The organism is Lentzea flaviverrucosa, from assembly GCF_003350445.1.
Lineage (GTDB): Bacteria > Actinomycetota > Actinomycetes > Mycobacteriales > Pseudonocardiaceae > Lentzea > Lentzea californiensis.
The window spans coordinates 276,081-302,370 of sequence record NZ_QQAU01000011.1 but is presented as its reverse complement, the minus strand read 5'-3'; the positions used below and the strand labels follow the sequence as shown (position 1 = coordinate 302,370).

At 69.1% G+C, this 26,290-nt stretch carries 10 protein-coding genes and 2 pseudogenes; 4 read left to right on the top strand and 8 right to left on the bottom strand.

What is annotated here, in order from left to right; genetic code table 11:
- Positions 1-74: 74 nt before the first annotated feature.
- Positions 75-2,894 (bottom strand): glycoside hydrolase family 2 protein, encoded by a 2,820-nt coding sequence (locus tag DFR72_RS30900; protein WP_245983658.1) that lies wholly within the window; start codon positions 2,892-2,894, stop codon positions 75-77.
- A 661-nt stretch (positions 2,895-3,555) separates the two neighbouring features.
- Here DFR72_RS30900 and DFR72_RS30895 point away from each other — a divergent pair.
- Both DFR72_RS30895 and DFR72_RS30890 read left to right on the top strand, forming a co-directional pair.
- Entirely contained in the window at positions 3,556-3,795 is a 240-nt protein-coding gene (locus tag DFR72_RS30895; RefSeq protein WP_090069578.1) for a glycosyl hydrolase, read from the top strand.
- Between the two features lie 76 nt (positions 3,796-3,871).
- Positions 3,872-4,579, top strand: a complete 708-nt coding sequence (locus tag DFR72_RS30890) for a lysozyme family protein (protein ID WP_143086878.1) — start codon at positions 3,872-3,874, stop codon at positions 4,577-4,579.
- Between the two features lie 97 nt (positions 4,580-4,676).
- On the opposite strand, the gene DFR72_RS30885 is transcribed toward DFR72_RS30890, so the two are convergent.
- The gene (locus DFR72_RS30885; RefSeq protein ID WP_245983657.1) at positions 4,677-5,810 is read right to left on the bottom strand and encodes an ROK family transcriptional regulator; all 1,134 of its coding nucleotides are present in this window, start codon (positions 5,808-5,810) and stop codon (positions 4,677-4,679) included.
- An 830-nt stretch (positions 5,811-6,640) separates the two neighbouring features.
- Here DFR72_RS30885 and DFR72_RS46465 point away from each other — a divergent pair.
- Together DFR72_RS46465 and DFR72_RS30865 are read left to right on the top strand one after the other, a co-directional pair.
- A pseudogene (locus DFR72_RS46465) lies at positions 6,641-7,015 on the top strand (DinB family protein); the annotation flags it as partial.
- A 315-nt stretch (positions 7,016-7,330) separates the two neighbouring features.
- Positions 7,331-8,220 (top strand): annotated as a pseudogene (locus DFR72_RS30865) (IS3 family transposase); the annotation flags it as partial.
- Positions 8,221-9,265: 1,045 nt separating this feature from the next.
- On the opposite strand, the gene DFR72_RS30860 reads toward DFR72_RS30865, so the two are convergent.
- The 6 genes from DFR72_RS30860 to DFR72_RS30835 form a co-directional block, all read right to left on the bottom strand.
- Positions 9,266-10,696 carry a class I SAM-dependent DNA methyltransferase gene (locus DFR72_RS30860; protein ID WP_170176474.1) on the bottom strand — a complete coding sequence of 477 codons (1,431 nt, stop codon included), beginning with the start codon at positions 10,694-10,696 and terminating at the stop codon, positions 9,266-9,268.
- A gap of 13 nt (positions 10,697-10,709) precedes the next feature.
- The gene (locus DFR72_RS30855) at positions 10,710-11,756 is read right to left on the bottom strand and encodes a GNAT family N-acetyltransferase (protein ID WP_090069569.1); all 1,047 of its coding nucleotides are present in this window, start codon (positions 11,754-11,756) and stop codon (positions 10,710-10,712) included.
- On the bottom strand, positions 11,753-13,708 hold the full coding sequence (locus DFR72_RS30850; protein WP_090069567.1) for an alpha-ketoacid dehydrogenase subunit alpha/beta: 1,956 nt from the start codon (positions 13,706-13,708) through the stop codon (positions 11,753-11,755). The genes DFR72_RS30855 and DFR72_RS30850 overlap by 4 nt, the downstream gene beginning before the upstream one ends.
- Positions 13,709-13,750: 42 nt before the next feature.
- Entirely contained in the window at positions 13,751-15,916 is a 2,166-nt protein-coding gene (locus DFR72_RS30845; protein WP_143086876.1) for a lantibiotic dehydratase, read from the bottom strand.
- A gap of 80 nt (positions 15,917-15,996) precedes the next feature.
- A complete protein-coding gene (locus DFR72_RS30840) occupies positions 15,997-21,372 on the bottom strand; it encodes a type I polyketide synthase (protein WP_090069564.1) in 5,376 nt (1,791 codons plus the stop codon).
- Positions 21,369-26,288, bottom strand: coding sequence for a non-ribosomal peptide synthetase (locus tag DFR72_RS30835; RefSeq protein WP_090069563.1), 4,920 nt, complete (start codon positions 26,286-26,288; stop codon positions 21,369-21,371). Before DFR72_RS30835 ends, DFR72_RS30840 begins: the two co-directional genes overlap by 4 nt.
- Between the last annotated feature and the right edge of the window lie 2 nt (positions 26,289-26,290).

Below are 26,290 nucleotides of genomic sequence, written 5' to 3'. Positions count from 1 at the left end.
GGTCGAGGGGCACGTCGAGGTGCAGCCGAGACGGGGGACGCGGTGGCGTCGCCCGACCGGCCGGTGCGCCGGGGTCAGGCGGTGAAACGGAAGTGGACGGTGCGGTTGTACTGGCCGGTGGCCAAGGACTTCTGCCCTTCCGGGCCGAGGGTGTCGGCGGTGTGGAACTTGTTGCCGATGGCCGGAATGGCGTCGAGCAAGGAGATCCCTCCGCCGGGGAACGGCGCGGTGGCGCTCATCGGGCTGGCTCCGACGTCAGGGGTGAACAGCCGCAGGAACAGGTTCTCCTGCTCGGACACGAGGGTGATGGTGCCTTCGGTGGTGTGCAGCGTGGCCCAGTAGGTGTTGGCGTGGTAGCCCTTGAACTCCGGGTACTGCCAGACGCTCGCTCCGGTCGCGGTGCGGTTGTAGTCCTTGCTCCACACGCCGTGGTGCACGCCGCGCATCCGGTTCTTCCACACCCGGTAGGGCCCGTCCCCCAGCCAGGTCATGCCCAGTACCCGGTTCTCGGGGTAGTCGAGGTTCACGCCGAGGAAGTCGTGCGGCCCGCTGCGGGTGTAGCGGTACTCCAGGCGCAGCCACCCGTTGGAGTCCAACCGCCACCGCACCTGGTTCAGGTCGCCGCTGTAGGTGGCCTGCACGACGTGGCCGGTGCGGTCGCGGAAGTGCGAGATGCCGGTCAGCGCAGCCGAGCCCACCGCCATGGCCGGGCCGTTGCTGAGCGACACTGTGGTGCCGTTGCGATTGACGCGCGACAGCCTGCCGGACGACTTGGAGATCGTGATCGCCGTGCCGTTGGCGGTCATGGTCACGCTGCTGCTGTCCTCCGTGACGGACGTGGTGCCCGACGCCGGGACCACGATGCGCCGCGCGAAGTCGGCCGCCTTCTTGATCCGCCAGCTCCAGGTGCCGATCGTGCGGCCGGCGGGGTCCAGGACGTCGATCCGCAACGTGTCGGCGTCCGCCCACGTGCCGGGCAGGCCGAGAGCGACCGAGCCGGTGGCTCCCGGTGCGGTGTTCGGACCGGCGACGGCGCCCTGCGCGATCACGGTCGGTGTGGTGCCGGGCGTGACCGGTGCGGCCTGCCTGAGCAGCTGCCAGCTGAACCGACAGCCCTGCAGGTCGGTGTGGTCGTAACGGTTGACGACGTTGACCCGGCCGTCGAAGCCCGCAGGGAACGTGGTGGTGTAGTAGCCGGGATTGGTGAGCTGGACCGGGGACCAGATGTCGCGGATGGTGTGGAAGGAGGCTTCCTTCTCGCGGAACGGGCCGAGGATGCCGTCCGGGCCGGAGTTGCCGGTGGTGTCGAGGACGCCGCCCCGGTCGTCGCGGCGGAGCCCTTCGTCCACGAAGGCCCAGATGAACCCGCCTGCCCGGCGCGCGCCCGCGCCCAGCAGCGCCCAGTAGTCGTTCAGGCCGGCTCCGGCCCCGCCGTCGTACAGCGCGTGCAGGAACTCGGTCGGCAGGTGGATCGCCGAACCGTTGAGGATGGACCGGGTGCTGTCGTAGGTCTCGTAGTGGTCGGTGTTGAGACCGCCGAACGTCGCCCACGGATGGATCACCGGGCGTCGCTGCGGGTCGTAGCGGGCGTAGTCGTCGTCCAGAGCGGTGTTCCAGCCACCCTCGTTTCCATTGGCCCACATGAGGATCGACGGGTGGTTGACGTCCCGCGTCACCATCGAGGCGACCAGCGGCGCGCCCACGTTCTCGTCATAGCGCTTCTGCCACCCGGCCAACTCGTCGATCACGTACAGGCCCAGCTCGTCGCACAGGTCAAGGAAGAACGTGTCCGGCGGGTAGTGCGACATCCGCACGGCGTTGTTGTTCATCTCCTTCATCAGGAGGATGTCCGTCCGGGCCATGCGCGGGCTGGACGCGCGTCCCAGGGTCGGCCAGAACGTGTGCCGGTTGGTGCCTTTGAGGATCACCTTCGCCCCGTTGACGTACACGCCGTCACCGGCGCGCACCTCGATCGTGCGGAAGCCGAACCGCTCGGTCGTCCCGTGCAGGGGCGTGCCGCCGCTGCTTGTGAGCTGCACGTCGACCAGGTACAGGTTCGGCGTCTCCGCGGTCCACGTCTGAGGCGAGGGCACCGAGGTGGTCAGCATCGCCGTCGTCGCGCCCGGCGAGACCGCCACCGAGAACGGACCGCCGACCGCGGTGCCGTCGAGCCGCCGGAGCTGAGCGGACACACGCCCGGCTGAACTCACCCCCGCCAGGTGTACGTCCATCCGGAACACGCCGGTGTGCCTGGCGTCGATCGCGACCCTGTCGATCCGCGAGGCGGGGAACGCCTGGAGCGACACCGGCCGGTAGATGCCGCTGAAGTTCCAGTAGTCGCCCCGGCGCTCGGCGTCGTTGACCGAGTTGTTCGCAGAGTCCCGGCTGACCGTCACCTCGAGCAGGTTCTCCTGCCCCGGCCGCACCAAAGGCGTCACGTCGTAGCGGAACCGGTAGAACCCGCCCTGGTGGATCGGACCGGCCAGGGTGCCGTTGATCCGCACCTCGGTGTCGGTCATCGAGCCCTCGAAGACCACGAAGACCCGCCGGCCCGACCACGCGTAGGGCGGGGTGAAACGACGCCGGTAGAGACCCTTCTCGTTGGGCCGCAGGTTCCAGCCCCACTGGTAGGTGCCGAAACCGTGGCACTCCCAGTTCGACGGAGTCGGAATCGTGCGCCACACCCCCGCGTTGCGCCCTTCGGTCACCTGGAAGTCCCAGGCGACCGTGTCGTCCGCGTCGGAACCGGTCAGCAGCAAGGTTTCGGTGGCGGGACCCGTGGGTGCGGCGCCGGCTGCGGACACGCCCAGCGCACTCACACCCAACGCGGACAAGCCCGCCACTCCGATTCCGGTCGCACCCAACTCCAGGAAGTTGCGACGGTTGATCTCCACGTGAGCCTCCAGGGTGCGCGTGTCGTCGTCGACACGGTGGAGTGGGGCCGGAAACGAACGAGGAGTGAGCGCATCCGACTTCGTGCACGGGAATGACCGGCTGTAGAACGACTTTCGGCTGCCCGGCGTGGTACTTGCGCAACGTAGCGCAACACTTCCAGCCCCAACAAGGGGTTAGTACCGCACTGAAATTAACTGGTTCCAACCGTCCGTCGAATTCGACGGACACGTTCGCCAGGTGACGATCGAACACAAGCCTTCTGACAGAACTGTCAGGGCCGAACCGAACAACCAGAGGAGCACGGCCAGAGCCCGCCGACGCCGCTGGCGGCGCTGCGATGGCGGCAATTCCCAGCCGTCATTCGACTGTTCGACTCCTCGCACAGACCGCCACCAGCAGTTAGTTTCAACTTGAGCCCAACCTCTTGTTCAGGCCCGGCCCGCTGCGTTACGTTCCGGAGGAACACTCCCCAGGACTGGTCCGGCGCACCCGCTTACTGCTGTCCTGCAACGACTTCGCGCCGGTCTGCCGCACCAGTCCTTCGTCGTGACCGGATCTGCATCCGATGCCGCCAGCCGTTCCTGCGCGCGGCACCCTCACTTCGTCTACCGGCGCCCGGTGATGCCCAGGCGCCACGGATTGAAGGAGATCCGATGGGACGTGGGGGGCGACAACAACACGCCCGCGCGCAACGCCGTCGGTTCCCAGGTGCCGGTGGCGCTGCACGAGAACGGCCCGATCCCGGACCCGAACCGGCTGCAGTCCACCAGCACCCGACGGCCGCGGTTCATGACGTGGAACTCGCAGTACCTGCCCCAGCACAACTCGGTTGCCCACCCGCAGAAGGTGTACGCCAGCAGCTACGTCATCACCCGCGACGAGTTGCCCGACTTCCGGTAGACGACAGGTTTCATGACTCCACCCTGCCGTCACCACCCCGTTTCTGAAGAATGGACTCACGAAGGAGTGAGAGCACATGCGGAGACTTCCCGCGCTCATGGTGGCCATGGTGCTGGCGCTTGGCGGAGCGGCACTGTCCGCCGTCCCTGCCAGTGCGGACAAGACCCTCGACGACCGTTCCTACTGCACCGTCGGTGATTCCGACGTGAATGGGTGGGAGTGGAGGAACGGCAACTCCTGCATGACACCTGACGGTGCGACCGACGGCATCGTCACAGCAGCTTGCCCATCGGGCATGCGTTGCGGCTCGTACAGCATCAGCGGCTTGGGCAGCCGCAAGCAACAGGTCCGCAGCGCGGGTGGCAACGTGCTCGACCTGGCGGTGGCCATGCTGGAGACCGAGCGCATGAACACCAACTACCCCTACGGCGACAACAAGCGGGACGATGCCGCGAACTTCGGCATCTTCAAGCAGAACTGGTACATGCTGCGCAGCAAGTGCGACCGGTTCCGCGGCCAGACCACCAGCCAGTGGAACAACGGCGCCGCGCTCAACAGCACTCTCTCCGCCGACATCTCCTGCCTGCACCAGAGCCAGAACGCCTACGGCATGACGGTCTGGTTCGGCGGCCACCGCAACGGTCAGACCGGCATCAACAACCCCCACACCAGCGACATCAACGGCTACAAGACCGCTATCTACTGGATCAGGGACCAACTCAACAGCAACTCCGCCAACCTGAGCAACGACACCCGCTTCTGGGTCGACGTCAGGCCCATCTGAGCGACGTCCACGCGGGCTGAGGCTTCCGGTCGGGCCGAGCAGCGGCAACAGGCCCCGACCGGGCGCCCAGACCTCCACCGCTCCCCCGGCGGTGCGATCAGGTGGTGCCGGTGATCGCCGCCTTGAGGGCGAGCACGGCGGCGGCGCGTGCCCATTCGCCGAAGTCGAACGGTTGTACGTTCAGGTCGATCAGGGTGGGATCGTCCTCGTAGGTGTCCTCGATTCCGTCATGGACCCGTTCAAGGGCGAGTTCGTAGACGGGCAGGCCGTCTCCGGTGAGCAGGATCTTGGCCGGGTCGAGGAAGTTGGCGGCGTGTCCGATGAGGACACCGAGCGCGTAGCCGGCCTCGGCGAAGACCTCTTTGGCATCAGGATCGTCGGCCTGCGCCCGTTCGACCGCCTCGTCGTAAGTGGCGCAGCCGTCGAGTCGGCGCGCGATGACATGGCTCATCAGGTAGCTGGAGGCACAGCCGCGATGGCCATAGCCGCACTGCGGTCCCCTGGGGTCGACGAGGAGGTGGGCGAAGCGAGGCGGCAAGCGGTGTGCTCCTCGAACGAGTTTGCCGTCGATGATCAGACCGGTGCCGACGCCCGCTCCGATGGTGATCACCACCATCGACTCCACGCCCGCACCGGCACCGAACCAGTGCTCGGCGAAGGTCAACGCCTGGACGTCGTTGTCGACGACGACGGGCAGCCCGGTCGCCCTGGCGACCGACTCCGCGAGCGGCACGTCCTTCCAGCCCAAGAACCCGGCATCCACGACCACGCCGTCACGAACGACACCGCCGAGCGTGACACCGATCCCGGTCAACCACGGGCGGTCGGCCGCGAGCTCGGCGATCCGGGCGACGACCTCGGCGGGATCGGTGGAACGCAACGGCTGCTCGACCGCATCGGTCACAGTGGCGGTCAGGTCGGCGACGACGGCATAGAGGCGATCGGCGGTGAGCTTCACGCCCAGGAACTGGTGCGCCTCTCCGCGGACGTGCAGGATCTCCGAGGGACGGCCGGTGGAGGAGCGCAGTTCGGTGCCACCCTCGACAAGCAGCCCATGACCGACCAGCACCCTGGCCGCACGGGTGAGGGTCGCCCTCGACAAGCGCACCCTCGGCGCGATCTCGGCTCGAGACATCGCCCCGTGGATCAGCACTTCCATCAGCACGTCACGGGCTGCTTCTGGCAGTTCCGGCCACATCGGCGTGGCACCGGCGCGGGCAGGTGACGTCACGACGCGACGATACCGTTCGTAGTAACCCTGGCCAGCGGTCCACTCCTCCTGTTGTCCCCGGTCACAGGAGTCCGGCGGCGTGGGCGAGGACGGCGAGCCGAACGCGGTTGTCCGCACCCGTCTTGGTCATGAGCGCGGCGACATGTGTCTTACCGTCGTCAGGGCCACAAGCAACCGCGCGGCGATGTCGTGGTTGCCGAGGCCCTCGGCCAAGAGGATGGACTTCATTTCGTCAACCGGCGGGGCGACGACCAGAGCCGGGACAGCTGCCGCATGCCGGTACATCGCGGCGAACGGCAGCTGGGTCCCAGCGGTGCGAGAGTACTTGCGACGCTTCGGCGAACGCTGCGACTCTTCCTGAGACACCAGCGCGTTGAGCTGTCCGGCAGAATCTCGGTTCGACTGACGTCGAGGGAACTCGCCGCTCTCCGGCCGAGAGAGGACTCAGCCCATGACGCGCTTCAGCCACCCCGACGACTTGCGTGGAGCCGCGTTCGTCGATTTGAGCCTGCGGGGCGCCCGGTTCACCCGTGCATATCTGTCCGGTGTGCTCATGCGTGCGGTGGACGTCACTGACATGGACACCGACGCGCCGTGGTTGCTCGATGGCGAGAGCGTGTTGCGCGTCAACGGGTCGATGTCACACCGTTCGTCGAGTCCGAGCTCAACCGGCGTTTCCCCGGCCGGGATGAGCGGCGTGCGCAGGACCCGACCGGGTTGCGCGCGGCGTGGGCCAAGGTAGAAGCCGGTTGGGCTGCGGCGCTGGAGCGGGTGGCGACGATGCCATCGGGCACGGCCGATATGTCAGTGGACGGTGATGGTCATTCGCCCAGACGATCCGGCACCTCGTCATGGCGACCGACACCTGGCTCGGCCGGGCCGTCCTGGAAGTTGAGCAGCCCTACCCCCCTCTGGGCCTGCCCAACGCCGAGTACGAGACCGACGGTCAGGACATGACCGTCTTCGCCTCGGCCGCCCCGCCTTACGCCGAGGTGCTGCAGGCCCGGGCCGAGCGGAGGACGATGGTCCGCGACTTCCGCGGCGCGGTGACACCGGCCGATCTAGCAGTGGTGCGCAAGAACCCGTGGAACCCCGAGCACCCGGAGTCTGTTCTGTCTTGCCTCCACACGATTCTGGAGGAGGAGTGGGAGCACCTGCGCTTCGCCACCCGCGACCTCGACACCATCACGGCACGCACTTCTTAGTCCGAAGTGAACTTATCGTGCTCACCGGAATCCAGATTGGCTCTCCCGGTCGCGCTACCGATGACCAAACCGGCACGCTCACGGCGGCCGGCGTGGTCAGCTCCGCTGTCCAGCGTGCGCTGACCACTTCACCGGAGGGCCTCAAGGAGAAGGGGATGGGGGGCGCGCCCGCACGCTGGCTCACGACGCCGGCTGGGCTGATGCAGCTGTTAGGTCCAGATCGAGAAAGCCTCGCGCGGTACCGGTGTCGCTGGCCGCAGTAGTTTCAGCTCATCGAGGGTGAAGTACAAGATGAAGGCAGCAAGCCGGGCCGAGTCGGCGGAGCTGCGTGAGGCGCGTAAGCGGATCAAGTTGCTGGGGCAGGAGAACGAGGTCCTGCGCCGGGCGACCGCGTATCTGTCGCAGGCGAACCTGCCAGGAAAAGGCTCTATCCGCTCGTGACCGAGCTCGCCGCCGACGGGATCCCCGTCGCGGTGACGTGCCGGGTCCTGAACATCGCTCGACAGCCGTACTACCGGTGGCGTTCCCGGCCGGTCACCGGGACAGCCCTCGAGCGGGCGTATCGGGCGAACGCGTTGTTCGACGAGCACAGTGACGATCCGGAGTTCGGCTACCGGTTCCTAGCCGACGAAGCGCGTGACGCCGGCCAGTCGATAGCGGATCGGACCGTGTGGCGAATCTGCTCGGCCATGGGCCGGTGGAGCGCGTTCGGCAAGAAACGCGGCCGCAACGGCAAGAAGACCGGCCCGCCGGTCCACGACGACCTGGTCCGCCACGACTTCACCGCCGCGGCACCGAACCGGCTGTGGCTGGCCGACATCACCGAACACCGGGCCACAGAGGGAAAGCTGTACCTGTGCGCGGTCAAGGACGTCTGCTCCCGCCGGATCGTCGGCTACTTGATCAACTCCCGGATGAAGTCCCGGCTCGCCGTCACCGCGCTCACCAGCGCCGTCGAGCGACGTGACGATGTCGCCGGCTGCGTGGTCCACGCCGACCGTGGATCGCAATTTCGTTTCAGGAAATTCGTCCGTGCGCTCGCTCATCACGGGCTGTCCGGCTCGATGGGCCGGGTTGGCGCCGCCGGTGACAACGCCGCCATGGAAAGCTTCTTCGCGTTGCTGCAGAACAACGTTCTCAACCGGCGCACCTGGTCCACCCGCGAGGAACTCCGGATCGCGATCGTCACCTGGATCGAACGCACCTAGCATCGCCGCAGACGCCAAGCTGCTCTCTGCAGGTCGACCCCCATCGAACGAAGCAATCATGACCACGCCAGCCAATCAGGCTGCGTGACTACCACTGTCACCTACTCGTGCAGCAGACCCAGGTTCGAACGAGCTCGGCTTCAGGGCGGACTTACCCACGAGGAAGACACCGACCGTAAGCTGTACGTCGCCTGCACTCGGGCCTGGATGTGCACCGTGCAGATAGGTACTGAGCCTGCGGAGTAGCGGCTGGCCGCGATCGATGAGGACATTCAAAGTTTCTTACGTTCTGCTGCGCAACGACAAGGGACGTCCATCATCCACGCCGACAGGCGCGGTGACGCAGGCAGACGCGATCTCGCTGTATGCGCACCCGCAGCGAGCGCACAGCCCGTGTGACCAAGCCCGAGCCTGATAGCCCGTATTGCGGCAAGAACGCTGCAATACGGGTCGATACGCAGAGGTTCGCGCACATTCACGACTTCGACGCGACCGCACACTCCCCGTCGGCCTGCGGACCGCCGTGACCTGTTAGCCGCAGATGAAGTCAGCTCGGGCCGGTTGGTGCCCTGTTCAGCGTCGTTCAGCAAGTTCACCCGTTCGTGGCGACCCCATTTGACGTTAGTCAAAACGAAGGAGCCAGCGCCTCCTTCTTGGCTCCTTCATCCGCCTTTTGATCATGAAAATGATGATCAAGCGGAGATTGTTTCGAGCGCACGAAAAAGCCCGCTGGACTGGGCTTTCACCCAGAATCAGCGGGCTGATTCAGACCGTCGGGACGACAGGATTTGAACCTGCGACCCCTTGACCCCCAGTCGTGGAACGACTGAGCGTCGTGCTCCGGCCTGTTCTTCCAGGTCATCTCCAAGTGTAACCAGCCGAGTAAAGGAGTCTCTGCTCGGCGACCTTGAGGCAGCTTTGCCTACAACGCACGGTCGATCGCGAAGTCGACGTCCGCGCAGTGCAGATCAAGGAGCAGTTGAGTTGTCCACGTACAACGTTCCCGCGATTCGATCCAAAGCCAGGATCCTGCGGTTACCAGTCATGCACGGGGCCACCTGGAAACTGCCGCACCGAGCAGGCGTGCGGCAGCGAGGTCACCGCGTCCTCGCCGGAACGCCACGTCCACCCGCCCTGCCTCGTCGCCCGGTCCCACCGCGACTCCGCAGCCCGCACGGGCACCGAGAGCCCACAGCCGCTCCGGATCCAGCGGAGACGCGACCTCCCCGCCGTCCGCCTCGCCGTTCAGCGTCTTCCACACCCTCACGGCGTCGTGAGTCCGCGAGTCCGGCAGCCCGCGCACGACGACCGTGTCCCCCGGTCCCAGGCCGTCGACGAGCCGCTCGATCGCACCGAGATCCATCGCAGGCAGCCAGGACAATTCCACCCCCGCCGTGTCTTGGCCGTCCCCTCCGAACTCCAAGATCGCGTCGAACCGGAAGCGGTTCATCTCCGTCGCATGGGCGCCGCGACGCACCAGTGCGGTGAACCTCGAAGCGCCTAGCTGATCGGCCATCGCCGCCAGCTCTCGCGGCGACACCTGCAGCTGGGTGTCCGCCGAGGTCAGCCACGCCACCTCGTCGGCGAGATCCTTCGACCCGATCGACACGGGGCCGCGGCTCGTCACCAGATCGGTGTGGAAGGCCTCGCGCAGATCCGCGTTCCTGACGTCACCTACGAAGATCGCCCCGCCGGGCGCGACGACGGACCGCAGGCTCGACAGCACGTCCGCCAGGTGAGCGGCATCGGGGAAGTACTGGATGACCGAGTTGAGCAGGACCACGTCGAACGTGCCCCGCACGATCTCGGCGGCGTCGATCGCGGCGCCGTGCAGCAGCTCGACGTGTGCGAGTCGGCTGCCCTTGCCGACGCTCTCGCGCAGGTCGGAGATCGCCTGCGCGGAGAAGTCGACGCCGACGTACCTGGTGCAGGACGGCGCCAGCCGGAACAGCATCAGTCCTGTACCGCAACCGATGTCGAGAATCGTCGACGGCCGCAGCGAACGCACGCGATCCGCCGAGCTCCCGACCCACTCCTCCATCTGCTCCGCGGGCAGCGGCTCGAGCGTCCGGTTGTCGAACCAGCCCGACGTGTCGAGCCCGTTGTTGTCGCGCGCGCGCGAGTAGCGGTAGGTGGTGTCCCAGAACCGTTGCCACGAGCCAACGGGCAGGGCGCCGTGCTCCTTCGCATAGGGAAGCTCGTTCTCGACCGACGCGCCACGGTCGGCTAGGAGAGCCGCCAGCTCTCTCGGAGTGCCCTCGTCGAGCAGTTCCAACACCGTGAGGTCGACCGCCAGCCACTGCCTCAGCAAAGCCACGATGCGAACAGCCTGCCTGGTGTCGTCGCACAGGTCTAGCAGCAGGTCATCGGGCCTGATGTCCGTGACACCAAGAACATCCTGCGATACCACGACGACGGCGTCGACCAGCTTCTCCAGCCGGTCGTCCCCGTCCGAACGAGTCTGCGGCTTCACCAGATCCTCCACCTCACCCACCGTCGACCTCGAGCAGAACCGTCGTGAGCTCCTCGAGGTCACACCCGCGCAGGGCCTTCGACCGCAGCGATCCTGTGCCGAAGTCGAGAAGCCCGACACCGCGCTCGGCCGCGCGAATGATCGGCTCGTAGAAGAGGATGTTGAAGTAGAGCGCGTCATCGCCGGGCAGGCTGTAGTCGCGACCCCACGCACGCACGTCCCAGGTGCTGCCGCCGTCGATGAGCAGTGCGAAGGCGACCGGCTGCTCTCCGCGCCAGACTGCCAGCACAGATGCGTTGTCACCGTGGAACGCCGCGATCGTCGCCAGGTAGAGCTCCATCTGGTCGGGCGTCAGGTCGCGACCGTAGCGGCTTTCGGTCTGGGCGAGCAGCGGTGCCATCTCCTCGGTGACGTCGTCGAGCGGGTGTTCGCGGATGACAACATCGCTCTGCAGGAACCGTCGGCGTTCCGAGCGGACAGCGGCTCTGCGCCCGTGGGGAAGCCAGGACACGTACTCGTCGAAGGACGACCACCGCACCGGCAGTACGGCCTTCTGCTGGGAGTTGCTCGCGATTGGGCCCGGCAGCAGCGGGCCGAGCAAACGGGTCTGCCCCGCGGTCAGGTGCGGGAACAGGATGAAGCGGGCTCCGAGGGCACGAGCGGCGAGCTTGAGCTCGTCGACCAGCTGGTCGACGACGCGGAGCCGGCCGGGCTCGTCGGCGTCTGCCCCCACGGCGAGGAAGTTCACGGACCGGCCGGGTGATCCAGCGAGGAGCAGTTGCCGTACGTCAGGCGGTGAGCCGAACAGGGAAACCGGATCGACCGACTCGTCGAACGGCGGGTGAACCGCGTACCACGGCACCAGCCCGGCACATCGTCCATCACCGGTGCGGGCCGACAGGTACCCGACGTCGCTGCCACGGCCCAGCTGCGCCATCTCGAGTCGCGCGAGATCCGCGCGGTATAGAGCGGGAGAACCGACCGCGAGCTGGTCGAGCTCGACAGGGTCCAGGTCGTCGATGCCGTCGGCGCTCGCCACCGTGAAGTCCAGCCGGCTCACGAGACCTCCCGGCTGGCCGCTGTCGGCGACCGCATCTCGACGGCCGCTCGCACGATGTCGTCCACGCAGGGGAGCACCCTCCGCTCCGCCTCACGACTGGCGGGCAGCGGGGAAGCGGCCGGCACGACGCGACGCACCCGCGGTCCCGCCGGCCCGAGCTCGGTCACCTGCGCGAGGACTTCCGCACCGAACCCGCCGAACCCCTGCCCCTCCTCGACGACCACGAGGGCAGGCGCGGCGTTGAGGACATCGGCGTAAGCCGCCAGCCGGAAGGGGTGCACCGCCGTGGGACAGAGCACCTGGGCGATGAGATCGTGTTCCAGGAACAACCGGCGACAGGCGACCAGGAGGTCGTCGCAGACGCCGCCGTAGCCCAGCAGGGTCACATGAGGCTGCTTCTGCGACCGCACGAGCGCGGTCGGAAACCGCTCGTCCGAGACGAACGTGGTGAAGCCGCGCGGCTGTTCCGCACCCACCTGGCGGCCGTAGAGCAGCTTGTTCTCCAGCAGCAGCGTCGGCCCGGCTCCTCCGCGTCCCAGCTCCTCGACGAGCGCCTTCGGGCCGAGCAGGCTGTTGAAGGCCAGGACGCGCAGACCGGGAACTCCGAAGAAGATCTTCTCCAGCGACTGGCTGTGCGTGGGCCCGTACCCCCGTCCGCCGCCCATCGGCGTGCGCACCACCACGTCGACCGGCGGTTCGTCGCCGCCCGCGAGGAAGCCGAGCTTGGCCGCGTGGTTGATGATCTGATCCGCCGCCAGCGTGACGAAGTCGCCGAACATGATCTCCGCGAAGGTGGGGAACCCGTTCAGCGACAAGCCTGTCGCCACACCGACCAGCGCGGCTTCCGAGATAGGGGTGTTGCGCACCCGGCCCGGGTGATCGAACGAGAGGCCCCTGGTCGCCTTGAACGCTCCCCCGTAGGGAGATTCCACGTCCTCCCCTAGCACGTGAACGTCCTCGCGACGGTGCAGCAGCTGGTCGAGTGACGCCCGCAGTGCGTCCACGAACCTCGTGGGGTCGGCCGAGGCCGGGCTCCACCGCCGCGACACCGCCGGTTCCCCTGGCCAGGAAGGGACTTCGGCTTCAGCGGACGAGGCGAGGGCCTCCGCGACGGCACTGTCGACCAACACCCTGATCTCCTCGTCGAGGTGCGGCAGGTCGTCGCTTCCCTCGCGAAGCAGCGTGTTCAGCGGGTCCGAAGCCACGCGCGCGGCGATCTCCGCCGGGTCGCGGTCGTCGTCCCCTTTGGAGTGTGCCCCGAGCCGATAAGTCTGCACCTCCAGCAGGAACGGTCCCCCACCCGACCTCACGTGGTCGAAGGCCTTGCCCGCCGTCGCCCAGAGCTCCTCCCAGCTCCACGTGTCCGCGCGAGCGCTCTCGACGCCGAAAGCACTCGCACGGGCGGCGATGGTTCCCGCCAGCGCGGCGGTTCGCGGGGTGGACTGGGCGTAGCTGTTGTCCTCCACCACCAGCACGAGCGGGAGCTTCCACAGCGAAGCCAGGTTCAGCACCTCGTAGACGACGCCCTCCCCGAGAGTGCCGTCGCCGATGAAGCAGACCGCGACCCCACCGTCGTTCCTCGTCTTCCTCGCCAGCGCGGCCCCCGCGGCGATGGGCACGCATCCGCCCTGGACTCCGGTCGACAGGAAGTTGCCGCGGTGGAGGTGCTGGCTGCCGCCGCGTCCACCGCACACACCGGCGCGTCGTCCCATGACCTCGGCGACGAGGCCGGGCACGTCACCGGTGGTGGCGAGGTAGTGCCCGTGGCACCGGTGGTTCGAGAAGACGGCGTCGTGATCACGAATGTGCTCGCTGATCACGGCTGCGGAGAACTCCTGCCCGACGCACGTGTGCACCGTTCCCGCCAGTTCGCCGGACGCGAACAGCTCCAGGAGCTTCTCCTCGACACGTCGCACCAACAGCGCCTTGCGCAGAATTCCTCGCCGATCCACCTTCGCCCCCCATGAAGTGACACATTTCGTCCGATGTGGATGTCAGTCCGCCGCGACGGCTCCCGGTGCCGACAGGTCGTGCACCGCGATCACCCGGAACTCGCTGGTGTAGCGCTGTTCCGCGTCATCGGTGAGCCAGAGCTCGTCTGGATCAGGCGCCATCTCCACGATGTCGACGTGACCTCGCTCCGGCGGAAGTTCCCGCACCAGCCGCAGGACCCGCGCGAGGTTGCGCAACAGCAACGGTGCGTCCAGGTCCACGTAGAACGGCTTGCTCTCGACTGCCGTGCGGACGAACACGTGCCGGGGCACCCCGCGTGCGCGCAGTGCGTCCGCCAGCACGGCGATCTTGTTCGCGTCGAACGGCAGCTCCACGGCGGGAACTCGCCAGCTCCGCCGCGTCACCACGACGTCGTCGATCACCACTCTGGGCCTGTGCGGGGCTGGCGGCAGCAGGTGGAACCTGTCGACGACGAGCGCCGACAGGAACTCGCCCAGAACCTCCAGCACGGGGGCGGTCCACGTACCGCACGGTGAGCTGACCACGAGCTCACCCGCGCGTTCCGAGACGAGAAGCCCCACCGCGGGCCAGGTTCGCGAGCGTTCGGGCGCACCACTGTCCTCGCCGAAGGACCAGTAGAGGTACTGGCCGGACACGTGCACGGCCAGCGGCGGGTAGGTTCTCGGGCTCACCTCGGGCGAGTCGTTGGGCTGCAACGCGATCACGCGCGTCGCCCCCGACATGTCCGCGGCGACCGCGGCGTTCAGCTCGGCCCGGTCGTCTGCCTGGGTGTGGAACAGCCGGCTTTCCAAGGTGTTCATCGCGACGTGCAGCTCACCGAGCACCCATCGATGCCCGTCGGCGGTGCGCGCGAGCATCAGATCAGGACTGTGGTACTTGGCCGCCGTCCAGACAGGTTCCCCCTGGGGGAACAACGCCGGCGCCAGCCGGGCGGCGTCCTCGGTGGACAGCCGGATCTCCTGGTCGTGTTCGTCCCGCCTGCCGCACCGCAGAAGTTCCGCCCACCTGGCTTGGAAGTCGTCCACGACCTCGTGCACCACGGTGCCTTCGGCTCCCGTCAGCACGTCGGCCGCACTGAAGTACAGCTCGCTCAGCCGCACTTCCGCCGTCCTGCGCGACAACGAGCGGTAACGGTCGGCCAGCACCTCGCCCACCGCCGCGCCCGTCTCACGGGCGAGCCAGGACGCCGCGTCGAGCAGAAGGCTGAGCGGCGCCCGCACACCATCGAGCAGATCCGCCCCGACCACGACGTCGAGATCGCGGCGGGAGTCCTGGTACACCACGGTCCGGCCGCGCGGGCTCTCCTGCTTGGTCCGGCCGGCCGCGACCGCGGAGGCAATGGTGAAGGCGTCTCCCAACCGTTCCAGCGCAGCGTGCACGGCGAGCGGATCACCGGCCGCCGCTGCCACCTCACCGCGCCGAGCCTCGAGTTCGTCCAGCACGCCGAGCAGGCGCGCCCGCGCGGTGTCGTCGACGATCCGCGAAACCTGTTGGCGCAGCGCGACTTCCGGCTGTTCGTCGAGCGGCACGACGAACCCGGCGAGCACGAGCCCCGCCTCCACGAGTGTCCGCAGCTCTTGCTCGGCATCCGCCACCGCGCACCCCGTCTCGGCCGCGGCGGCCTTCGCCGCCTCGGCGAAACCGACCTGCGACCGGGCCGCGCGGATCAGAGCCTGTTGCGGAGCAGTCAGCTCCACGTCCGTACGCCACGGCCGCCGCGCACGTTGCCCGTCGAAGGACACGGCCGGGTTGAGCCGGACCGGTATGTGCGCGGCCACCTCCGGATCCGCCTGCCAGGCCACCGAAAGCGCCTCCACCGCCCACGTCTCGAAATGCACGCTGCGGCGCCGGATGCGGCCCGTCCCGGCGGCACGCAGCGTGTCCCCCGACTCGTCGAACCTCGCCCAAGCCACCGGGCCGAAGAACCCGATCGTGTCGTTCTTCGCGCAGTAGCGCTGGGCGTACCGTCCGAGCACCGCCTGCCGGTAGCCGCTGCGCCGCAACGGATTCCCGCTGTCCGCGGCTGTCACGTGTTTGGCGAGCCAGCTGCGCACAGCCGCTGGGTTCTGCCACGCCAGCGCCTCGACGAACCTCGGCTCACGCATGACCCGTTCCGCCGCGGCACTCTGCCCGTCCGCGTCGAGATCCGTGGCGGCGGAGAACCCCGCCAGCCAGTCGAACGGCATGCCGGCGCCCCTCAGCGCACTGAGCCGCCACAGCGACCAACCGGGAGCGAGACGGGTGAGGTGGCTCGGGCTCGTTCCGGTCACGGCTTGGCGCCCAGCGCGCTCAGTTCGTCCGCGAGACCCGCGAGTGTCGGGAACTCGAAGAGCGACGCGATGCTGAGGTCGATGGCGAACCGCTTGCGCACCAACGTCATCAGCTCCACCGCCGTGAGCGAGTTCCCGCCAAGGTCGAAGAAGTCGTCGCCGGGATCGATCTGCGGCATCCCGAGCGCCTCGGTCCACATCTCCCGCAGGGCCTCCAGCACGGAACCGGACCCGGCCGGCGCGGCGGGGACCACCGGTTGCGCGGCCGAGGACGTGACCTCAGGTTTCGCGGGCGTCAGTTCGGCAGCCGCGGCACGCACCGGCTCTACGGCGGTCACCCTGGTCGCGGCGCGGACCAGCGGTTTGCCGTCGCGGAACGGGGCGACGACGACCTGCCGCGGCGTCCGCGCCTCCAGCAGGCGGATGAGGAGAGCCACGCCCACCTCCGGGTCGATCCCGGTCTGCGGCGGCACGGCCTGCCTGCCGTCCTCGACGGCCACGTCCTGCTCGGCGGCGGACTCCGCCGTGACGTCGAACCCCTCCCCGACCCGGCGCATCGCGAAGCCGGTCACCTCGACCACGACCGCGCCGCCCTCGTCTACGAGGTCCACGTCGGCGGTGATCAGCCGCTCGGCGCCGGGACGCCTGCGGATGTGGCTGAAGAGCTTCGCGGGGATGCTCTCGTGCACCACCACGGACCGGTAGGTGAACGGCATGTGGAAGTCGTCGCGTTCCGGGTCGCGCACGAACGACGTGGCGGTGTCGAGCAACGTCGGGTGCAGCTCGTGCTCGGCGATCTCGGCGGCGTAGACGTCCGGCAGATCGAGCCACAACAGCTTCTCGTCCGCGGTCTCGGGGTCGAACCCGATGGTGGTGATGTTGTTCCACCTCGGCCCCAGCGCGAACAGGCGACGCGCGGTCTGCGGCGTCGGCGGACGGCGCCGGTCGCTCATCCTGGCCTGCAGTGCCCCCACGTCGACCTGGCGGCGAGGCCGGTCGGCCACGGCCGCAGTGCCGACCGTGTGGATCCGCACGTCGTCGCTCCGTGCCTCGGTGCGTGAGCTGACCACGAACCGCCAGCGCTCACCATCACGTTCGAAGGAGACCTCCAGGACGCGTGGCTCCTCCACCACAAGCGGTCGCTGGAAGACGACGTTGCCGAGCTCCACGGATCCCGCAGCGCCCGCGAGCACCTTCGCCCGGAACGCGCGCACCGCGAAGTCCAGGTACGCCGTTCCCGGCAACACCGCCCTGCCGTTGATCCGGTGCTCGTCGAGGATCGGGAAGCTCCGCGGGTCGAGCCGCGCGGACCACAGGTGTTCCGCCGCACCGGCGATCTTGCGCAGTCCGGGCACGGCCATGCCCACGGTGTTCCACGCGGGCCAGTTGATGCTCAGCACCCGGCCACGAGGCGCGACGACCGACTCCGCGTGCGCGTCCAGAAACGCGTTGCCCGCCGCGTAGTCGCCGCTGCCCAGCAGCCCGTCGACCGCGGCGGTGCTCGAGAACGACACGAAGAAGTCGAGATCCGCCTTGCCGCGCAGTGCTTCACCGAGTGCCAGCGTGCCGAGCACCTTCGGCGCCAGCACGGCGTCGGCGTCGTCGTGGCCGCGAAGGTGCAGCATGCCGCCGCCGGGGACTCCGGCGAGGTGCAGAACTCCGTGCAACGCACCGAACTCGGCGACCGCGATGTCCACCGCGCGGCGCACCGCACGTGCGTTGGTCACGTCCGCCGCCACCACCCGGCATCGCGCGCCGAGCTCCTCCAGCTCTTGCACGGCGTCGTGCACCCGCACCGTGTCCTGGTCACCGGCGCGCAGCAGGTCGTCGAGCTCGGCGCCCTCGGCGAGGCCACGGCGGCTCAGCAGCACCAGGTTCGGCCGCAAGCCAGTACGCACCAGTCCCTTGGCCACCTCGAGCCCGAGCCCTCCGGTGCCGCCGGTGATGAGGTAGACACCGTTGCGGCGCAACGACGTGCGCCCGTCCGGCACCGGGTGGTAGGCGTCGAACGTCCTCGTCCACCTGCGTCGTCCGCGCAGCGCCACGATCTCCGTGGTGTTCCACTGGACGAGCTCGGCGACGAGGTCGTCCTCGTCGATCCCCGCACCGATGTCGACGACCTTGCAGGTGACACGCGGCTCCTCGAGCGGGAGTGTGCGGGCGAGACCGTGCAGCACGGCCTTGACCGGGTTCACCGTCTCGCCACCCGACACGTCGACGGAACGATCGGTCAGCACGAGCACGTGCGGAAGACCGGCGGAGCCCGCCTTGCGCGCGCCCTGCTGGACGAGGTGCAGCAAGGTGTGGAAGGAGTCGTGGAGTTGCCCGGACACCGTCGAGGCGGCCGGAGGTTCCCACTCGCCGAGGGTGAGAGCGTGCACCACCAGGCCGGGGTACGAACCGCGCTCCGCCAACGCGGCGAACATCCGCTCGTGGTCGTCCGCGACGTGCGGCCGGATCTGGAAGCCACCACCGGCGGTCTCCCGGTAGCTCTCGGACCGGTGAACCGCGACGACCCTCATCCCGGCCTGTTGCAGCGCCGTGACGACGTCGACTGCCCTGGCGCGTTCGTCCGGCAACAGCACGAGCGCGGTCACCTCGCCCTCCACGCCGGTCCGCATGTCCAACGGCGTCTGCTGCCAGATCACGGTGGAGAACGGCGAAGGGTCATCCGCTCGTTCCTGGCCGCCGCCCGGCTCCGCGGCCACCGCCGGTGCCGCGGGCTCCTGTGCGACAACGGGTTCTGCGGTCTCGATCCAGCACCGCTGCCGCTCGTACGGGTAGCCGGGCAGCTCCACTCGCCGCATCGGCGCCGGGTCGAGCGCCGTCCAGTCGATCTCGTGCCCCTCGACCCAGAGCTGCCCGACCGCCGTCAGCACCGACTTCCACTCGCTCATGCCGGACCCGCGTCGGGGCAACGTCATCGCGACAGCGCTTTCGCCGTCGACCACCTGGGGGTGCTGCTTGGCCACGCTGGAAAGGACGCGCCCAGGGCCCACCTCCAGAAGGACCTGCGGGGCGTCGCCGAGCAGCGCCGACAACGCGTCGCCGAACAGCACGGACGCGGTGAGCTGGCCCGCCCAGAACTCCGGATCGGTCGCCTCGGCGTCGGTGAGCCGCGCACCGGTCGCCGCGGAGAACACCGCGATCTTCGGCGCACGCAGCTCGACACCGGAGAACGCCGCTTCGAACTCGGCGGCCGCCGGTGCCATCGACGGGCTGTGGAACGCGTGGGACGTGCGCACTCGCTGACCTGGCAGGCCGCGCTCGGCCAGCAGCTCGGCGAACCGCGCGATCTCGTCCTCCGCACCCGCCACAACGACCTGCCGCGGCGCGTTCACCGCGGAGACGGTCAGCGTGCCGGGCAGCAACGAGCGCACCTGGTCCTCCGGCGCGGAGACCGCGAGCATCGCACCGGCCGGCATGGCCGCCATCGCCCGTGCCCTCGCCGCCACGAGAAGCACCGCGTCGGGCAACGAGAACACCTCGGCCACCACGGCGGCCGTCAGCTCTCCGACGCTGTGACCGAGCAGGCGAACCGGTTCGACGCCCCAGGACCGCCACATCCGGCTGAGCGCGTACTCGACGGCGAAGAGCAGGGGTTGCGCGAGCGCCGTGTGCTGGAGTTCCTCGTCCGCCGCCGCCGAACGCCACCGCTCGCGTGCGGGAACACCTTGCTGCTCAAAGAGATCAAGGCACTCGTCGAACGCCGCGGCGAACACCGGCTCGGTCGCGTGGAGCTCCACCGCCATCGCCGCGTGCTGAGACCCCTGGCCGGGGAACAGGAAGGTCACCGGACGGCGGCCCCCGGCGGTACCCGACACCACCGCGGCCTGCCCGGTCAGCACGGCACCGGCTTCCCCGGCGTTCGCGACCACGACCGCCGACCTGACCGGATGTGCGGTGCGACCGTGACGCAGTGTCGCCACGGCGTCGGCGAGGAACACGTCGTCCCGCGCCGCGAGAGTCGTGGCGAGCTCGTCGCGCAGAGCGTCACGAGCCTGCTCGGACTTCGCGGACCACACGACGAGCCGAGGCCGTTCCACCGGTGTGGCGGACGGCCGCACCGGTGCCTCCTCGATGATCGCGTGGACGTTGGTGCCGCCGATGCCGAGCGAGTTGATCGCGGCGATGCGCGGCGATCCCTCGGTCCTCGGCCAGGCTCGCGTCGTGTCGTTGACGTGGAAGGGCGACTGCTCGAGACCGAGCTTCGGGTTGGGGTCGCTGAAGTTGATGCTCGCCGGGAGGGTCTCGTTCTCGAGAGCCAGCACGGTCTTGATCAACGACGCAGCACCGGCCGCGTGCCCCAGGTGGCCGATGTTGCCCTTCACCGAGCCCAGAGCGACGCTGCCGGTCTCGACGTCGGCGGCGAGCCTGCGGTAGGCGCTCGTCAGCGCGGCGACCTCGATCGGGTCACCGAGCGGCGTGCCGGTGGCGTGAGCCTCCACATAGGACACCTGGTCCGGCCGCACACCTGCCATGAGCATCGCTTCGACCACTGCGGCGGCCTGACCCGACACGCTCGGTGCGCTGAACCCGACCTTGTCCGATCCGTCGTTGTTGATCGCGGTTCCGCGGATCACCGCCCGGATGTGGTCGCCGTCGGCGATCGCGTCGCCCAGCCGCTTCAGCACGACCACACCGACACCGCTGCCGAAGATGGTCCCGTTGGCGTCGCGGTCGAACGGGCGGCAGTGCCCGTCGCGGCTCAGCGGGCTGCCCGGTGCCCACCAGTGTCCGTGGCCGACGGGGAACTCGACGTCGGCGCCTCCGGCGATCGCCATCGAGCACTCGCCGTTGCGCAGCGCCTGAATCGCCAGGTGAGCGGCGACCAGAGAGCTCGAGCAGGCGGTTTGCACCGTCATGCTCGGCCCTCGGAAGTCGAACTTGTACGACACGAGGGTGGCGATGTAGTCCGAGTTGTTCAGCACACCGAGCGAGATTCCCGAGGCGCTGCGGACCGCGCCACCCGCGGATCCGTGGAGCTCCGCGTACCGGTTGACACCGGCCGAGCCGAAGACGCCGACGTCGGCGATCCGGTGCGGGTCGTAGCCCGCGTTCTCGATGGCGGCGTGCGACGTTTCCAGGAACAGGCGGAGCTGCGGGTCGGCGAGTTTGGCCTCCTTCGGGGTGAACCCGAAGAAGCCGGGGTCGAACTGATCCACACCGGGGGCGAGCGCGACGGCCTTGACGTAGTCCGGGTCGGTCAGCGCGTCATGTGGCACCCCGATCGCGGCAAGCTCGTCGTCGGAGGGGAACGCGATGGTCTCCGTGCCGCGCTCGAGGTTCCGCCAGTACTGCCCGACGTTGCTCGCGCCGGGAAAGCGACCCGCCAGGCCGATGATCGCCACTGGCTCTGCGACGTCGTTCACTTCGTCCCCCAGACTTCTTGGTACAGCTCTTCACGAATTTGCCTGCGGCGCCTGGCCGCGTTCGACAGGTGCGGCACCGCCGGCCTCGCGACCGGCACGACCCGGCCGTCACCCTCGCCGTCGCTCAGGTAGGACGCCAGGGACCGGACGGTGGTGTGGGTGAACAGGGCGAGCACCGGCAGCTCCAGCTCCAGCTCGAGTGCCTGCCGGAGCCGGGCGTGCACCCGCAGCAGGGCGATGGAGTTGATCCCCGCCTCGAAGAAGTTCTCGTCAGGGCCGACTGCCCTGCCCGCGATGTCGTGCAGCACGTCGGTGATCACCGTCGCGGCCGGACGCAGAGCGGGGTCGGGCAGGCTCGCGAGCACGGGTTCGGCGACGATCGACTTGTGGTTGACCGTCGTGGCGATCTCCGCGACGACGTGCACGGCCGAGGGCACGGCCGCGGCCGCCAGCCTGCCGCGGAGGTAACCGCGCAGCTCCTCGGCCTGTACCGGGTCGTGCGCAACCGGCACCACCTGGAGGCTGAGCAGATCGTCTCGCAGTGCGACGACCGCCTGCCGGACGCCGGGGTGGCTCAACGCGACGTGCTCGATCTCGCCGAGCTCGACCCTCGTGCCGTTCACCAGAACCTGCCGGTCGGCACGCCCAGCGATGTGCACGAGCCCTGAAGGATCGAACCGGCCGAGGTCACCCGTGTGGAACAGGCGCACACCGGCGACACCAAGCGGGTCCGGGCCGAACCTCTCCTCCGGTCCGCTGCCCGCGAGATAGCCGCGAGCGAGGTGGCAACCGCGGACGACGATCTCACCGCGCTGGCCGACGCCGGCCGGCCGGCCGGAAGCGTCGAGCACGACGACATCTGTTCCCGGCACAGCGGAACCGATCGGCGCGGTGCCGGTCACCGCCGAGCCGACCACGTGAGCGGCGGCGATCTGCGGTGTCTCGGTGGTGCCGTAGGCGTTGATGAGCAGCGCGTCCGTGCAGGCGCGCAGCCGGCGCCCCAGATCCCCGTCGAGCGGCGCTCCACCGGAGACGACGAGGCGCACCGACGGCAGGAGCGCACCGGTGTGCGCCGCACCCGCCAGCAGCAGCTCCAGCAGGGCAGGGGTGGCGTGCAGGATCGTGATGCCGTTGTCGCGCACGAAGTCGAACACCTGCACGGGAGTCGCGAAGATCTCCAGCGGCGGTATGACGAGCACGCCGCCGCTCAGCAGCGGCACGAGCACATCGCGCAGGACCGGGTCGTGCCCGAGACCGCTCAGCAACGCGACGCGGTCACCCGGCCCAGGCCGGTACGTGTCGAGGTACCAGGTGAGACCGGCCGCCAGCGGACCGCTCTCGACGACGACGGCGGCAGGACGACCCGACGTGCCCGAGGTGAACAGCACGTGGCTCGCGCCAGGGAGGGCACGCGGTGCACCGGTCTCCGTCCGGTGTTCGGTTCCGCCCGCGAGATCGACCACCACGGCGGGGTTCAGGACCTCGTGGCACTCCTGTCGGCGTGCCTCCGGCAGCGTCGAGTCGACCAGCGCCGCGACGGCACCGGCCGACCAGGTGCCGAGCAACGCGACCGGGAGCCGGCCGTTGCGAGCACTCCTGAGCTCGACGACGGTGCCCGGCGACAACCCGGCGGCGAAGTCGGCGACCTGCCCGCGCAGCTCCTGATAGGTGATCACCTCACCGTCCGGCAGAACGACGGCCGGTGCCTCCGCGGTCGCCGCAGCGACCGCGTGGAAGCGCTCGGCCACGTCGAGCACGTGCAGCTCGCCGCCGAGGTCCGCGGTGCTCCGCCAGCCCGGCGCACGGGAGGTGCGCAGGCTCAGCTCCCCCACCGGAACATCCGGTCGTCCGAGGATCTGGTCCAGCACGAGGAGAAACTGGTCGGCGAGCTCTTCCCCGACATCACCGGGAACGCGATCGACGTTGTACACCAGATCGAGCACCAGGCCGTCGTCGCCGCGACGCAGGTACACGTTCAAGTCGAACAGCGCGGGAACCTCGGACGGCTCCACCGGCTCCACGACCAACTCAGGCAGCGACGGCAGTGGCGCCGCCTCACTGAGATCGTTCACCCAGACCTGGAACAGAGGTGACGAGTCCGGTGACGACGGCAGGCGCAACGCCTCCACCACCGCGTCGAAGGACGGCGTGTGATGCTCCATGGCGTCGATCCGCCTGCGCCGCACCTGCGACATCAGCTGGGCGAACGGGACCTCGGCCCGCACGTCCACCCGGATCGGCAACGTGTCGACCAGGAATCCGACGAGCTCCTGCTCCGCCATCGTGCGGCGACGGGACGCCGGCATGCCCAGGACGATCGTCTCCTGGGCCGTCCAGGCCGACAGCACGACCGAGACGCACGAGAGGATCGTCGTCGCGACCGTGTCGCCCTGTCGTTTCGCGAGCTCGCGGATCCGCGCGGTGCGGTTCGCGCCGAACCCGCGACGGTGCCGGCGACCGCGGAAGGCCGGGGTGTGCGGTGACGGAAGTCGAAAGGGCAGACCGAGCTCGGCCGGGCAGCCGTCGAGCGTCGCCTTCCAGTGCGCCAGATCCGCCTGCCACTGCTCATCTCCGACCCGTGCCACGGCGGCGGCGATGTGGTCCCGCAGATCCGGTGCCCGCTCCTGCCCGGACGGGTGCCCGGTGACCAGGGCGCGGTAGGCGTCGGCGACGTCTCGGAGCACCAGATCGACGGCCTGCTGGTCGGAGATCATGTGGTGCAGCGAAAGCACGAGCACCGCGTCCTGCGCCGACCGGAGCACGCCCGCCCGCATCATCGGTGCCTGGCCGGTGTCGATGACCACCTCGGCCACCTCGTCGGCGAACGCCGCCGCCGCATCGTCACCCACCCCCGCAGCCGCTTCCCGCACCAGCCACTCCAGCCGCGCGTCGTCGGCGTAGCGGAGCACCGGCTCAACGCCTGTGTCGTCGACACGGGCGCGCAAGGCGCTGTGCCGGCGCACCACGTCGTCGAGGGCGGCGGAAAGGGCGGCGAGGTCCAGCGCGCCTGTCATCCGCAGCGCGGTCACCACGTTGTACGCGGCCGACCCGGGATGCACCCGGCTCCAGACCCACATCCGGAGCTGCTCCGGGGCGAGCGGCGAACAGCCACCGTCCGCGCGTCCTTCCTGGACGGCCCGCGGGACAACCGGAGTCGTGGTGTCCACGAGCCGCCGCAGACCGGCCAGCGAAAGATCCTCGTCAAGCAACGCGGACAACGGCACCTCGACGCGGAGATGCTCGCGGCACCACGCGACCAGCCGGATCGCGGTCAACGAGTGCCCGCCGAGCCTCAGGAACCCGACGGTCTCAGGTTCGTCGCAGGCGGGTTCGGCCAGAGCCGACCACCACGCACCGGTGAGCTCATCGCCCGCGATGCGACCGGTGCGATCCTCGAAGAGGCCGGCCAGCGCCTTCCGGTCTGCCTTGCCGCTGCGGGTGAGCGGCACGCGGTCGACCCATCGCAGCACGGTCGGCAGGTACGCCCGCGGCAACCGTTCGCGGAGCTGGTCGCGGACTTCCTCGTCGCTCGGCCGGTTCTCCTCTGCGGGCACCAGGACGGCGACAAGCTCCGCGGGTCCTTCCCCAGGCCGCACCGTCAGCGCGACCGCGGAGCCGACCTGTGCGAGCGCGCCGAGCGCTTCCTCGACCTCTCCCAGCTCGATGCGGACGCCGCGGACCTTGACCTGGTCGTCCGCCCTGCCGACGAACTCCAGCACCTCGCCCGCGACGCGAACCAGGTCACCGGTCCGGTAGCAGCGGTCATCTCCGATCATCCGGAACGCCGCCGCGGTCAGCTCCGGCCGGCCGACGTACTCCAGCGCGACCGCGACGCCACCGATCCACAACTCGCCCGCGTCACCCGGCTCCACCTCGCGCTGCTCGGCGTCGAGGACGTACAACCGGACGTTGTCGATGGGAGCACCGATGGGCACCGGGTCGTCCGGCCGCAGCGACGACGGCACCTGCCAGCTCGTCACGTCGATCGCTGCCTCGGTCGGCCCGTAGAGGTTGTGCAGCTCCGCGCCGGAGAGCGAGTGGAAACGCGTGGCGAGGCCCGCTCCCAGTGCCTCCCCGCTGCAGAACACGGCCCGCAGGCTCACGCACTCCCCTGCTCGGGCCGTGTGCAGGAACTCCGCGAGCATCGACGGCACGAAGTGGCAGATCGTCACACCGTGGTCGATGACCAGTTCCGCCACCCTGGCGGGATCGCGGTGCTCGCCCTCTGCGGGGTAGACGCACCGGGCGCCGGACACCAGAGGGAGGAAGAACTCCCACCCGGCTACGTCGAACGTGCTGACGGTCTTCTGGAGGAAGACGTCCCGCGAGGTCACGTCGTACTCGCGACGCATCCACTGGATCCTGTTGCTCAGGGCCGCATTGCCCAGCAGCACGCCTTTGGGTGTGCCGGTGGAGCCGGACGTGAACAAGACGTACACGGGATCGTCCGGTGCGACCGGCGGTAGCGGACGCAGGTCCGCACTCGGAAGTGGCGGTGCGGCGGCAGCCCCGATCCACGGCAGGTCCGCGAACGGCTCAGGTCCGACAACGGCCACCGCCCGCGCCGCACGAACCATCCCGATGGCACGCGACGAGGGTTCGTCCAGCGCTATCGGCAGGTACCAGCAGCCGGCCTTGAGCACCCCGAGGATCGCGACGATGAGATCGACACCGCGCGGCATCCGCAGCACCACGGCGCCGCGGACACCACCGGTGAGCTCGAGCAGCCGCCTGGCGACGTTGTCGCTCGCGAGCTCCAGCTCCAGGTAGCTCAGCTGGTGATCACCGTCGGCACACGCGACGGTGTGGGGCGTCTGAAGCGTCCACGCACGAACGAGTCCGGGGATCCCGTACTCGCAGTCGATCTCCACGTCAGGGCCGGCGAGAGCGGCGGCCGGATGAGTCGTCTCGGCCATCG

Bases quoted from the DNA above. Each gene is read 5' to 3' on its own strand.
- DFR72_RS30890 (WP_143086878.1), top strand. From the start codon at position 3,872: ATGCGGAGACTTCCCGCGCTCATGGTGGCCATGGTGCTGGCGCTTGGC.
- DFR72_RS30845 (WP_143086876.1), bottom strand. From the start codon at position 15,916: ATGCCGTTCGACTGGCTGGCGGGGTTCTCCGCCGCCACGGATCTCGAC.
- DFR72_RS30835 (WP_090069563.1), bottom strand. From the start codon at position 26,288: ATGGCCGAGACGACTCATCCGGCCGCCGCTCTCGCCGGCCCTGACGTG.